This is a genomic window from Roseovarius sp. YIN77 (genome assembly GCF_057219155.1).
In genome coordinates this window covers 150075-163055 of record NZ_JBXVVI010000004.1, presented here as the reverse complement: position 1 = coordinate 163055, position 12981 = coordinate 150075, and the positions used below count along the sequence as shown (strand labels likewise).

At 55.1% G+C, this 12981-nt stretch carries 12 protein-coding genes and 4 pseudogenes; 8 read left to right on the top strand and 8 right to left on the bottom strand.

Features of this window, described 5'->3' with window-relative positions; all coding sequences use genetic code 11:
- Positions 1-186: hypothetical protein (locus AC2D8P_RS06905; RefSeq protein WP_484701536.1), on the top strand; the 186-nt coding region annotated here is incomplete at its 5' end.
- Between the two features lie 187 nt (positions 187-373).
- Here AC2D8P_RS06905 and AC2D8P_RS06900 read toward each other — a convergent pair.
- Positions 374-739: pseudogene (locus AC2D8P_RS06900) on the bottom strand (transposase); the annotation flags it as partial.
- On the opposite strand from AC2D8P_RS06900, the pseudogene AC2D8P_RS06895 reads away from it, so the two are divergent.
- Positions 690-911 (top strand): annotated as a pseudogene (locus AC2D8P_RS06895) (DUF2520 domain-containing protein); the annotation flags it as partial. The pseudogenes AC2D8P_RS06900 and AC2D8P_RS06895 overlap by 50 nt on opposite strands.
- A 39-nt stretch (positions 912-950) precedes the next feature.
- Here the strand turns inward: AC2D8P_RS06895 and AC2D8P_RS06890 are convergent.
- From AC2D8P_RS06890 to AC2D8P_RS06875, 4 genes and pseudogenes are all read right to left on the bottom strand, one after another.
- Positions 951-1412, bottom strand: a pseudogene (locus tag AC2D8P_RS06890) (IS110 family transposase); the annotation flags it as partial.
- Between the two features lie 140 nt (positions 1413-1552).
- Positions 1553-2913, bottom strand: a pseudogene (locus tag AC2D8P_RS06885) (transposase).
- Positions 2914-3069: 156 nt separating this feature from the next.
- On the bottom strand, positions 3070-3444 hold the full coding sequence (locus AC2D8P_RS06880; RefSeq protein WP_484701535.1) for a hypothetical protein: 375 nt from the start codon (positions 3442-3444) through the stop codon (positions 3070-3072).
- Positions 3445-3577: 133 nt separating this feature from the next.
- Positions 3578-4999 (bottom strand): homospermidine synthase, encoded by a 1422-nt coding sequence (locus AC2D8P_RS06875; RefSeq protein WP_484701534.1) that lies wholly within the window; start codon positions 4997-4999, stop codon positions 3578-3580.
- Positions 5000-5369: 370 nt separating this feature from the next.
- On the opposite strand from AC2D8P_RS06875, the gene AC2D8P_RS06870 reads away from it, so the two are divergent.
- Positions 5370-5999: a hypothetical protein gene (locus tag AC2D8P_RS06870; protein ID WP_484701533.1), complete on the top strand. Its 630-nt coding sequence runs from the start codon at positions 5370-5372 to the stop codon at positions 5997-5999.
- Complete coding sequence (locus AC2D8P_RS06865) at positions 6000-6557, top strand: hypothetical protein (protein WP_484701532.1); 558 nt, start codon at positions 6000-6002, stop codon at positions 6555-6557.
- A 74-nt stretch (positions 6558-6631) separates the two neighbouring features.
- Here the strand turns inward: AC2D8P_RS06865 and rpsD are convergent, their stop codons facing one another.
- From rpsD to AC2D8P_RS06850, 3 genes are all read right to left on the bottom strand, one after another.
- A complete protein-coding gene (gene rpsD / locus AC2D8P_RS06860) occupies positions 6632-7252 on the bottom strand; it encodes a 30S ribosomal protein S4 (protein WP_484701531.1) in 621 nt (206 codons plus the stop codon).
- A 160-nt stretch (positions 7253-7412) separates the two neighbouring features.
- Positions 7413-8483 carry a Hint domain-containing protein gene (locus AC2D8P_RS06855; RefSeq protein WP_484701530.1) on the bottom strand — a complete coding sequence of 357 codons (1071 nt, stop codon included), beginning with the start codon at positions 8481-8483 and terminating at the stop codon, positions 7413-7415.
- Positions 8484-8630: 147 nt separating this feature from the next.
- Entirely contained in the window at positions 8631-8825 is a 195-nt protein-coding gene (locus AC2D8P_RS06850) for a SlyX family protein (RefSeq protein ID WP_484701529.1), read from the bottom strand.
- A 338-nt stretch (positions 8826-9163) separates the two neighbouring features.
- Between AC2D8P_RS06850 and AC2D8P_RS06845 the strand changes: the two genes are divergently transcribed.
- From AC2D8P_RS06845 to hisG, 4 genes are all read left to right on the top strand, one after another.
- Positions 9164-9622: an Lrp/AsnC family transcriptional regulator gene (locus tag AC2D8P_RS06845; RefSeq protein WP_484701528.1), complete on the top strand. Its 459-nt coding sequence runs from the start codon at positions 9164-9166 to the stop codon at positions 9620-9622.
- 66 nt (positions 9623-9688) lie between these two features.
- A complete protein-coding gene (gene hisS, locus AC2D8P_RS06840) occupies positions 9689-11176 on the top strand; it encodes a histidine--tRNA ligase (protein ID WP_484701527.1) in 1488 nt (495 codons plus the stop codon).
- Positions 11173-12279: an ATP phosphoribosyltransferase regulatory subunit gene (locus AC2D8P_RS06835; protein WP_484701526.1), complete on the top strand. Its 1107-nt coding sequence runs from the start codon at positions 11173-11175 to the stop codon at positions 12277-12279. Before hisS ends, AC2D8P_RS06835 begins: the two co-directional genes overlap by 4 nt.
- Complete coding sequence (gene hisG / locus AC2D8P_RS06830) at positions 12276-12968, top strand: ATP phosphoribosyltransferase (RefSeq protein ID WP_484701525.1); 693 nt, start codon at positions 12276-12278, stop codon at positions 12966-12968. Before AC2D8P_RS06835 ends, hisG begins: the two co-directional genes overlap by 4 nt.
- Positions 12969-12981: the final 13 nt, after the last annotated feature.

The following is a 12981-nucleotide window of genomic DNA, read 5'->3' as shown; positions in this document are numbered from 1 at the left end:
ATGCCCTCTGGCGGCCAGAGCCAGGTTTTGGCCGATCCCTCGGCTGGAAAACCCTACCAGTTCTGTGCGGACAATTTTGGACTCGAAATTGCGAAAAAATGGAGTTTTTCAACAGTATCAGCCCATAACCGTCCTTCAAACCGGGGGGACTCCAAACCGGGGGGACTCCATTCTATCGATGTCTGAGGTTGCCTTGGTTCTCTTCGAGCTCATTGGCTCACGATGGGGTTGGCTGGAGGTAGGTCGGCAAGGTTGAAACCGCAATCTAGCCGAAGCCGCTGCTACAGAATCGACGCCGTGTCCTACGCCCTCCCTCGGGCATCGTTCCCGCTGGGAACTGGTGTTTGGAATCCTCGTGTTGGTCTTTGCAGTCTCAGGCCGCTCTGAAATCGGTTTGATTTCGCATGATGGCATGAAGAATGATTGCGAGACGTCTGGCCAAAGCCGCGCGCGCCTTTCGCATCTTAGACCTGGCAGCGATTGCCAGCGCCCATGACTTCAGCTTGAGCGGTGCTGCACATCTAATCAGCATGACGTTCGCTGCCTCGTAAAGGAGGGTCCGAATTCTGACATCACTTCGTTTCGAGATGCTCCCGGTATAGTCGACTTCACCAGATTGGTGTCGTTGTGGGACCAGCCCCAGATAGGGCCCCACATCGCGCGATTTCCTGAAGCGATGCGGGTCATCAATGGCTGCGGCAAAGGCCAATGCAGTAATGGGGCCAACGCCTGGCACGGTCACACCGCTTTTCAAGCAAATCGGCGGCCGCCCATTTCCGATCAATTCAAAGAACAAGAGCCTTTATCACGCAGCGGCTGTGTTCTCGAACAACTTCGCAACGGTTTTACAAGCTATCGCACGAGAAGCTTGGGACGCCGCTGGCGTACCGATTGAGGTTTCTCAGGAGCTGAACAAAAAGCTGCTACAAGCAACGTTCGAGAATGTCGTTGCGAAGGGCAAATACGACAACCAGTCCACGGATCTGATTGTCGATTGTGACGCGTCGCCCGACCAGCTTCTTGCGTGTCGCAATGTGCGCGCGGACAGCATGGGCGGACAGCGATTTGACATGTGTCGGTTTATAGAACCCAGTTCGCGCCAGATGTGCCAGTCCACGAGCATCATTGTGATCTGTCTTGTGCCCCGCCAAAGCCTTCAAAGCCTGATAGGCCTGCCTGCTCTCTATGCACTGAACAGAAATGCCAAGTTCAACAAGGCCGTGATAGAGCATCGGGGCCATCCTACCGGTCTCGAATACAACACCTTTGCATTCTGGCCCGCAAGCGAGAAAATCGCTGATCGCCATTGGCGACGTGGCGGTCTTTCCTTCCCGGATCAGAACCCCTTCGCGATCCAAAACGCAGATGTGTGTGTCTTCCATCGAGACATCCAATCCAGCAAAGTATTCCATCTCTTAGCTCCTCAAAATGACGTATGATCCCAACCTTACCGTGGCTTCAATCGGCGGGATGATGATTACGACATGTTGAAAAACAAAGTGTTGCTGGTGCAGAAAGTACTGATTGAATAAGTGCGCGAGCGCCTTTCTTGTCAGGCTTTGCGCGTTTGCTGCGGTGTAGGAAAGATCTTGGCGAGTTTGCGGGGGTTTTGGGCGGTGGCGGCGAGTTGGAACTGTTCTGTCGCGCCTTTGGGTCCTCGGAGCCGCATCATCCGCAAACCGATGTATCGTTTCAGATGGGCAAACAGCATTTCGACCTTCTTTCGGAGCTTCATTGAGATGTCATATTGGCGTGTCTTTGCGATGTCGCGTGCGACGTCTCGGGCGGCTTCGTGCACGGGCCGCATGAGGCGTCTCCCGTGGTCTTTTGGGTAGCATTGCGGCCTCAAAGTGCATGCGTCGTAATCTTGCTTGGAGGCGCGGTATCTTGTGAACCCATCTTTGCCGCCATTTGCTTTTGGTGGCTTTGAGAAGTTCCGCCGATATGTTTGCAGGGCTTTACCGTTCGGGCAGATATAGCTGTCGGTCGCCTGGTCGTAGACAAAGTCTTCCCGCGAGAATATGCCGTCGGTGCGTTTGGATTTGTCCCAGACCGGGATGTGTGGCGCGATCTTGCGGTCCTCGACCAGCCAGCCGAGCATCTCGGCCGATCCGTAGCCTGTGTCGCCGACAAGCTTGTCGGGTTTAATCCCGAAGCGCTCCTGCACCCTGTCAATCATGTCCCTCGCCGCACGCGCCTCAGCGGGCCGGATAGGAGCCGTCGATTCGACGTCCACAATGACCGCATTATCCAAATCCACCAGATAGTTGGTGGAATAGGCAAAATACGTGGCACCGCCGTCAGCCTCCGTCCAGCGCGCGGCTGGGTCCACAGGCGAGATATATTTAGAAACGGCATCAGTAGATGCGCCGAAGGCTGCGTCGTCGAGTGCCTCAAGATACTCATCCACGGCGCGGGATGTCAGATCTGGCGGCAACCTTCCTTGCTATCAACGCCACGCGTCTGATTGACATTCGCCGGGATCAGACTGGAATCAACACCAAAGTTGTGACCACCAACCAGCCCCTCATCCACGCAACGCCGCAAGACAGTCTCAAACAGGTGCCGGAACAGGCCGCTTTCTCGGAAACGATCATCGCGGTTCTTGGAGAAAGTCGAATGGTCCGGCACCGGGTCAGCCAGATCGAGCCTGCAAAACCAGCGATACGCCAAATTGACATGGACCTCTTCGCAAAGCCGCCGCTCAGACCGGATGCCCTGGCAATAGCCAAGCAAAGGCATCCGGATTATCAGTTCAAGATCAATGGAAGGACGGCCATGTGAACTGTAAAACGGCGCAAGTAACGGTCGCTCTTCAGACCGGTCAAGGAAACGATCAATCCAGCGTATAGGATGATCCTGCGGCACAAACTCTTCAATTGAGAACTCATAAAACAGCGCGCTTTGAGCCACCTACCTCGGTCCCACCATCGTCAAACCCTCCACTCTCAAATCGAGAGAATCAGAGCCTCGGCAACCAATCAACTGACTTTTTCAACAGTATCCTTAGCGAAGACCTCATTCAGCATTGGTTGGCAAAAGCCCCTTGGCTTTCGAGAGAAAGGCCATCTAAATGAAATGAGAGACCGGAAAGCAAGCGTTACAAGCCCATGTGCTGGCTGTACCGTTACCGTTCTGAGTGCTAAAAACCTGCGGAATATCCGTAGATTGCGCACTCGCAGCAGTCGCCATCATCAATAGCGGGGCGGCGATGATGCACCATTTATAGAAATTGCCGCGCTTGGGGCGTGCTGTATCTGCCTGCATTGTTTCCTCCATTTTGTCTCTCACCTGAAAACATTCCCCGTTACCCTGGGGAAACTTAAAATAAAACGTTAACAGAATCCACGCAGATATAAGTCTTTTTAAATCAAATGGATAGGGTATGTAGGCTTGTTGAAAAATTACACATACAGACTGCGCAACGCCTTTGTAGTTCAGCACTGAGCCACCATACAGGCCAGAAAAATTGTTCCTAAATTAGTTACAGATCGATTTTAGATTTGGGGCTGTTGCCGATTTTGACCCACACATCCCAAAGATAAAGCCCGACAGGCTATATCTGCCGGCCTTACCCTTACTTAACCAGCACGTTTTTGAACTGCCAAGGATCGCTTTCATCTATGTTATCCGGGAATTGCGTTGACCGATCTGTCAGCGGGGTCCAGTCCGTATAGTGCGCCTCGACCGGGCCCAAGTATGGCATCTGGATTTCCAGACAGCGGGCATGGTCCATTTCGTCCGTCTCGACGATCCCGGCCTCAGGGTTTTCCAGCGCCCAGACCATGCCCGCCAAAACCGCAGAGGTTACCTGCATCCCCGTAGCATTCTGAAACGGGGCGAGGCCCCTGGTTTCCTCATTCGACAGGCGCGAGCCGTACCACATGGCGTTTTTCTCATGGCCATAAAGCAGCACGCCCAGTTCATCGATGCCCTCGACAATCTCGTCGACCTCTAGGATTTGATGTTCAGTCTGCACCTTGCCTGATCCGAACATTTCGTGCAGTGACAACACAGCGTCATCGCTGGGGTGATAGGCATAATGGCAGGTCGGGCGGAATTCCGGTGCGCCGGGGTCGCCGAGGGTGAAGTAGTCAGAAATCGAAACTGATTCATTGTGGGTGACGAGGAAGCCGAATTGCGGCCCCGGCGTTGGGCACCACGTACGCACCCGGGTATTGGCACCGGGTTGATCCAGCCAGATCACCGACTGACAGCCCTCTGTATAGCTGTGGGCATTGGCGGGCTTCCATTTCTCATGGGTGCCCCAACCCAGTTCCGACGGTTGGTGGCCTTCAGAAATGAACCCTTCGACAGACCATGTGTTGACGAAGACATCGCGCGGACGGGGTCGGGTGCGGGCTTGGGTGTCGCGCTCAGCAATATGCACACCTTTGACGCCAAGGCTTTGCATCAGTCTGCCCCAGCCTTCGCGGGTTTGGGGGACCTCTGTCGTGTGGCCGGTATCCTTGGCGAGGATCATCAGTGCCTCTTTCACAAACCAGCTGACCATGCCGGGGTTGGCCCCGCAGCACGAAATGGCGGTGGTGCCGCCGGGGTTTGCCGCCTTCTCGTCCCGCACTTTTTGGCGCAGCGCATAATTGGTGCGTTCTGCGTTGTCCTCTGTCCCAAAATAAAAACCCAGCCAAGGTTCAACCACCGTGTCGATATAGAGAACCCCCATCTGGCGGCACAGTTTCATAATATCCAGTGATCCGGTATCAACCGACAGATTCACGCAAAACCCGCGCTGTTCCTGAAACAAGGTCCCCAGCACCTGACGCAGGTTTTCCGGGGTCAGGGCGGTATCGACAATGTTGATACCTCGGGATTTCAGATAGTCGTGGTTGTCGATGTCGGGTTCGATCACCGTCAGCTTATCAAAGTCGAAATCGAAATGACGTTCGATCAAGGGTAAGGTGCCACGCCCAATCGATCCAAAACCAATCATGACGATCGGGCCATCAATGCGCCCATAGTTAGGATAAGTGTCGGTCATTTTCGCCCCCCGCTCAGCTTTGTCAGAACCTTGGGTCTGGCAAACATGGGCCGTTGGGTCAATGGGGAATTGAATTGCGCATAGATGCAACAGGGCCGCGCCCGACCGCGGGTGGGCAGTGGAACAGATGTGGCAGACAGTTTATCGCGCCGGTGCATCTGAGATTGGTGAGGCCGTATGGCATTGCCGAAGCGCCCGCCCATGAGGGCGGTCGGGCGCGGCCCGGCGGCGCGAAGCGCCTTGATTCCGGGCTGAAGAAACGCTCTCTCAATTACAAAATACCTACAGCCACAACTGCAACAAAAACCGCTCATAGTTGTGCCGTAATCCGTGCGTATCTCGAGAATGAACTACAACTTAGAGGCGTTTTATGAAGTTAAAACTATTTCTATCATCCATTCTTTGCACAACGGTTTTTTTATCTGGATGTTCATCAACTCCAAAAGTGGAAAAGCCGATAACACTTACCACAATCGAGGAACGGAACAATTATCGCAAAAGTTTTCTTATTCCTGGAACGGATCAATTTGGCCAGAAGGTTCACTTAAATGTGCATGTCGCTACTATGGCAGTTAAGCCATATCTATACTCAAGTACCGGTACTGGGCTTGGCTATCCGATTGACGTAGAGATTGGACCTAACCGATTGTTCATTTCTAAAAGCAGTGATCCTTCTGATTGGTTGGCGAATGACGATTCAGCTAAAATCTCAAGCACATTTGGCCCCAACACCAACAAAGACCTTATCCACAGATACGCGCGTGCTGTCGCAGCTTCTACTTTTTGTCGCGGTGGCCGCTTGGCAGACAACACAGTTGGGACAAGAGTTAATAATCCCGAAGAAATTGCCAAAATACTTGCCGCCAACAATGGTAATGTGTTCGGGGGAACAATACCACCTGGCGTAACCCCGACCCCGATCCCTGTCGTGGATTGGACACCATATGCGGGTGGAGAGTGGCGTGTTCGTCTACGGTGTTCGCGCTGGAGGCAAGAGTAAATGCCTTTCTTTAAGTCAGGAATTTTTATTCTTGCTATGGTAACCCTCGTGGCTTGTTCGGCGGGGTATTCGGAGAAGGAATGGGCGGAGAAAGAAAGGGCTGAAGCTGAAAAGATTGCCAGCTATCCGCCGGAAACTTTCACCAAGGCTGGACTACGACAACGTTATTCGGGTGCCACCATTCTGGATTACAGCAAACAGCATGGCACGCAGGTTGAATACCTATCACCGGATGGCAAAGCCTATCTTTGGTATCCGGGAAACCAAGGAATCGTCTTTGGTGAATGGAAAACCGAGGACCCGCCCGAACACGCCAGATACGGTCGCATCTGTTTTCGATATGGGGTGAATGCATACAATCCTGTCACCAGACAGATGGGTGGGTATTTTCAGTGCGTGCCGGGCAATCGCAATATTGTGCACGAAGACGAATACACACGCGGTGATCCCTTCAATTTGAAAAGCGGGCGCATCCCCTATGTTCTACCCAAAGAGCGTCAATTCTCATTCGCTCAAATCGGTCGTCGGTTGGGCATTACCATCACACCAGTGCACTGAAGCTTAGGATCTTTCCAGTAACAAAAAAGCCGCCCCAAGGGCGGCTTTTCCGTATTATTGACACGATCTGAACCTTAGTTCTGAGCGTAGTATTCGATCACCAGGTTCGGTTCCATCATGACCGGGTATGGCACGTCGCCCAGGCCGGGGGTGCGCACGAAGGTGGCGGTCATTTTGGAGTGGTCGGCGTCGATGTAATCGGGCACATCACGTTCGGCCAATTGGACGGCCTCCAGCAGAACAGTCAGCTGCTTGGAACGGTTGCGAACCTCGATCACGTCACCCTCTTGCACACGGTAGGAGGGGATGTTGACCTTTTGGCCGTTCACGCGCACGTGGCCGTGGTTCACGAACTGACGGGCTGCAAACATGGTGGCAACGAACTTGGCGCGGTAAACGACGGCGTCCAGACGACGCTCCAGCAGGCCGATCAGGTTTTCACCTGTGTCGCCTTTGACACGGGACGCTTCTTTAAAGATGCGCTTGAATTGCTTCTCGGTCAGGTCGCCGTAGTAACCTTTCAGCTTTTGCTTGGCGCGCAGCTGCAGGCCGAAGTCGGACAATTTGCCCTTGCGGCGCTGACCGTGCTGGCCGGGGCCGTATTCACGACGGTTGACCGGGGATTTCGGACGACCCCAGATGTTTTCGCCCATCCGGCGGTCGATTTTGTACTTGGCAGCGGTGCGTTTGGTCACGGCTGATCTCCTTCATAAGGTTTCGAAGGGCGTTGTCCTTTGCCTTGCGGCTGACAGGCATCCCCTTGCGGGGGCCACCAACACCAAATGAATGCCCCGGCCTTTTCAGACCGGGAACGGGCGGCTTCTATGCTTGCTTTCAGGATGAGTCAATGCCCGATCAGGCCGGAAGTCCCATATCTGTGCGAAAAATCATGGCTTCGGCGCGGTTCAGCAAACGGCGGGCAAAATCGCCATATGCAAAGGGATCGCCTGCGACCCCTGGGAATTTCTCATGGAGCTGTTCGCGCTGGGTGTTTGCCAAAAGGGCGGGATCGCAACCGGCCGGATGGAAGGTCTCTGTATCCATCCCATTGGCCCAGATGATCTGATGCCTGTCCAGTGCAAGATGGATATATGTGACCTCTCGCAAACCGCGTATTGTGGAAATACTCCGGTCATTAACAAGATCGCGCGCGGTGACGAGCACTTCGTCCGTGTTAAACAGCTCCTGCGCACGTGTGCCGCGCAACAACATGCGGTGATCTGGTGACACGATCAGATCCTGTTCTGGTGCACTTTCGCCCAAGGCCCCGGCCTGGATGCGCACGGGGCACAAATGCGGCATTGCATATAGCCGGGCACCGGTCATGCGCCGCCGCCCAATCCAGCGAATATCTTGCACCCCGTCATCCCGGGTCAGCACCCGATCGCCTTCGGACAGATGCTCCACACAAACAGGCCCATACGGCGTTAAAATCCGTGTGCCCGGGGTAAAGCAGATCACCCCTGCCCCCATCAGATCTGATTTAAGCGGGCGCTTGGCAGTGCGGCTGCAATGCAGAACCTGAAGATCCACATTTGCCGGCGGCACATTGTCCTGTGCCATCAAAAGCGGCACTGACACACCCGGGGCATCAACAATTGATAGCTGATAATCCACCTGGCCGTCGGTTAAAATCAAATTTGATCCCTCATACTCTGCGCTACTCTCATCCTTTGTGATGAAATCCGGTACATCAATCACAGCCCCCAACACCTGACGCACGCGCTGCGCGGCACGGTGATGGACACTCATATCGTCAGAAGATTGCAATGGCAGAACATCGCGCATGCCATCAATTCGCATAGCTTGACCGTGCCAGCGCATTTGGGCACCAGCTTTCAATTGCCCGGGATCAGCGCCCGGCCAGCCATTCAACCGTATTTGATGCCATGCAATGACAAACGTGCCGCGATAGCCCGTCTTCATACCTGCTCGTCCTGCTTTTTATTCTTGCCAAAAGGTTAACAGATCAGAGCTGTCGAGGAAAGCCCGCTTTACGCGTCAGACCTTAGTGATCTGGTTGCTGTTGCAGCCAGAGCTACGAGACAAATCAACCCTATCAATGACGTGGTTTTACCAATGCGGGGGTTTCTGGTCCGCCAGCGGGATGGAACCGCCAGTGTCCAATTCACGTTCTGCTTCACGGTTCAACAGCATTTCAACCCGTCGGGTCAAAATCGAAATTTCACGTTCCTGGCGGGAAACGATATCTGAAAGGTCCTCGACCGTGTGGGTCAGGTGGGCGATGGTTTCTTCAAGCTGGGTCATCCGGTCCATAGGGTTGAGATAACGCGGCGGTTTGGGTTGGGCAAGCTGTTATCAACAAGGTTCACCCGGCGATATCAAATGGCAGGTTAAAATCGCCCTATACCATGGCTGGCTGCGCACTCCGTTCAGGTCGTGCGCGTTTAACACCCGCTAAAACCGCGCCGTTTTCGGCCATGTATATTCGAAACCCATTGCGATCGGAGAGCTTGTGGAAATGCACGTATAAAAGCCATCTTTTTCGCCTTTTTCGCAATGTAACCCTTTATCGACGAACAGTTTTTACAATCCTCTCATAAAGGGATTCGATTTCGGATTAATTTTCCGCTACAATCGTAAAAATGAAATTATCTGACACAGAAAGAAAGATACTTCGGGAAATTCAGAGAAACTCAGCCCAATCTCTGGCAGAACTGGCTGCGCGTTGCGACATGGCGCAAAGCACAGTCTGGCGAAAACTGCAGGAATTGGATGCGGGCGGGGTCGTGATGGGCCGACGGGCGATCCTGAACCCGAAGGCAGTGAACGCCAGTCTCTGTGTCTATGCCAGCGTGTCGCTCAAGGACAACAGCCCGGAATCACTGTCGGAGTTTGCCAAGCTGATCAATGACCGTCCCGAGATCATGGAAGCCCATATTCTGTCGGGGGCGACGGATTATATCCTTAAAATGCGCACATCGGATGTCGCTGCTTATGAAGAGTTCAGCAGCAGTTATCTGCTGGGCAATCCGCTTGTGCAATCGGTGGTATCCAGCTTTTCCCTAAAAGAGCTGAAAGCAACAACTGAACTGCCACTTTGAACTCTGCTTGCCCCTCGGGCGCGGTCGGGCTAAACCCCGGCGCGAACGTGATCCCAAGGGACAGCCATGGCCAAGCAGAAAAAAGCCCCCCGCCCCAAGGCCGAAACGCCGAAAGGCTTTCGTGACTATTTCGGTGCCGAAGTCACCGGACGCAAATCCATGTTGGATGCGATTGCGGGCGTGTATCATCGATACGGCTTTGACGCGCTGGAAAGTTCGGCCGTGGAAACGGTGGAAGCGCTGGGAAAATTCCTGCCCGATGTGGACCGCCCGAACGAGGGCGTTTTTGCCTGGCAAGAGGCAGACGAGGACGGCAAGGGTGATTGGATGGCGCTGCGCTATGACCTGACCGCGCCCTTGGCCCGGGTCTATGCCCAGCACCGCAATGACCTACCCACCCCATATCGCCGCTTTGCGATGGGGCCTGTGTGGCGCAATGAAAAGCCAGGACCAGGAAGGTTTCGACAGTTCTATCAATGCGATGCCGATACTGTCGGCACCGCGTCAATGGCCGCGGATGCAGAAATTTGCGCGATGCTGTCTGACACGTTGGAAGAGGTCGGTATTCCCCGCGGCGATTACGTGGTGCGGGTGAATAACCGCAAGGTGCTGAACGGGGTGTTGGAACAGATGGGCCTGTCTGACGACGCCCAGCGTGACAATGTTCTGCGCACCATCGATAAATTCGACAAGGTGGGTGAGGCCGGGGTTCGCGAACTGCTGACCACCGGGCGCAAGGATGCCTCTGGCGCGTTTATTGATGGTGTCGGCCTGCACATTGAACAGGCCGGGCCGGTTTTGGCCTTTCTGACATCGAAAGCCGATGACGTTGAAACCACGCTAGCCAACCTGCGCGTTGCTGTCGGCGACAGCACAATCGGGGCCGAAGGCGTGGCGGAGATGGAACAGATCGCCAACTTACTGGAAGCCCAAGGCTACGGCCCGGACCGCATCCAGATTGACCCCTCGGTCGTGCGCGGGCTCGGCTATTACACCGGCCCGGTGTTTGAGGCCGAACTGACCTTTGAAATCCTCGATGAAAAGGGCCGCCCGCGTCAGTTTGGCTCTGTCGCCGGGGGTGGTCGCTATGATGATCTGGTGGCGCGGTTCACCGGGCAGAAGGTTCCTGCGGTGGGCGTTTCCATCGGTGTGGACCGTCTGCTGGCTGCTCTCCAGATGAAGGGTCGGATGGACAGTGCCAATACAGGCCCTGTTGTCGTCACCGTCATGGACCGCGACCGGATGGCCGATTATCAGGCCATGGTGGCCGATCTGCGCAATGCCGGCATTCGTGCAGAGGTCTATCTGGGCAATCCCAAGAATTTCGGCAATCAGCTGAAATATGCGGACAAACGAAACTCCCCTGTCGCCATTATTCAAGGTGGGGACGAGGCCGACCGCGGCATGGTTCAGATCAAGGACCTAGTCCTTGGCGCCAAGATCGCCGAAACCGCGACGCTGGAGGAATGGAAAGACCAGCCCGCCCAGCGCGAAGTACCCCGCGCCGATCTGGTGGCCGAGGTACAGAACATACTGGATGGTCTGGCCCGATGAATGCCAAACGCTACATCAAGGCCGAAGCAGACGATCTGATCGCCTTTTTCGAGGCTTCAGGTGCTGCACGGATCGAGGCGGATATTCTGCAACCAGCAGATACTCTGCTGGACCTCTATGGCGAAGACATCCGTGCGCGCGCTTATGTCACCCACGACCCCCTGCGCGGTGAACTGATGCTGCGCCCGGATTTCACCGTGCCCGTGGTGCAGATGCATATGGATGGCGGGGCGGAACCGGCGCGCTATACCTATGCAGGTGAGGTGTTTCGCGCACAGGAAGAAGATACCGACCGGCCCAGCGAATATATGCAGGTGGGTTATGAGGTGTTTGACCGCGAAAACCCTGCCGCAGCGGATGCAGAGGTCTTTGCTCTGTTCTGCGAGGTTCTGACACCTTTTGGTCTGCGTGCTGTCACCGGTGATCTGGGCATTCTGATGGCCGCAGTTCAGGGATTGAAAACCACCGAACGGCGCAAAGCTGCCCTGATGCGCCATATCTGGCGGCCGCGCCGGTTTCGCGCGTTGTTGGATCGTTTCAGTGGTCGTAGCTCCCCTCCGGCCAGCCGTGAAAAACTGTTGGCGCGATTGGCCGAAACGAGTGCCGCGCAGCTGATCGCCACCGCGCAACCTGCAACAGGTGCGCGTGATGAAAGCGAAATCCTTGAACGTTTGCAGACCCTGCAGGATGACGCCGCTGAACCGCCCATCAGCCGTGGCGAAGCGGATCTGCTGGATGAGATTGTGCACCTGCGTGAAGTTGCGCCCAATGCTCTGGAACATCTTTTGGACATCGCCGTGGATGTACCGAAAATCCGCCCGGCCTTGGACCGTATGTCCGCCCGGCTAGAGGCACTGTCGTCCAGAGGCATCGATATCGGGACGCTTGAATTTGAAGGCAGCCACGGGCGGACGACTTTGGAATATTACGATGGTTTTGTCTTTGGCTTTACCAGCCCAGCCCATCCGGAGTTCCCACCAGTGGCGACAGGGGGGCGCTATGATGCGCTGACCCGTGTTCTGGGGCGTGGAAAATCGATCCCTGCCGTTGGCGGCGTGATCCGGCCAGAGCTGATCGCCCAGTTAAAAGGGGATAGCGCATGACCCTGAAACTTGGTGTGCCCTCCAAGGGCCGATTGATGGAAAAGACCTTTGACTGGTTTGGCAAGCGCGGCGTGACCTTACGTCGGGCCGGATCAGACCGGGAATATGCGGGTGTCGTGGATGGTGTCGACGGGTTGGAGCTGATCCTGCTCAGCGCCGGCGAAATCCCGCGTGAACTGGCGGCGGGGCGTATTCATCTGGGTGTGACCGGCACAGATCTGGTCCGCGAAAAACTGGCGGCATGGGATAGCCGGGTCAAGGAACTTGCCGCAATGGGATTTGGTCAGGCCGATTTGATCATCGCCGTACCCAAGGTTTGGGTGGATGTCGAAACCTTGGACGATCTTGATGCCGTGGCCGCGCAGTTTCGCCGAAACCACGGTTTTCGCCTGCGCATCGCCACCAAGTACCACAGGCTGGTGCGTGACTATCTGCGCACCAATGGGGTTGCGGATTATCAGTTGGTCGACAGTCAGGGCGCGACCGAAGGCACTGTGAAGAATGAAACGGCAGAGGCCGTGGCAGATATCACCTCAACCGGTGAAACCCTGCGCGCCAATCACCTGAAGATCCTGTCCGACGGGTTGGTGCATAAAAGCCAGGCCACATTGCTGAAGTCCAAGGCCGCGACGTGGGGGGAGGCTGAAAAGGCAATCCTGACGACTCTGCTAAAGACATTAGATCTATAAGATACAGATCAGA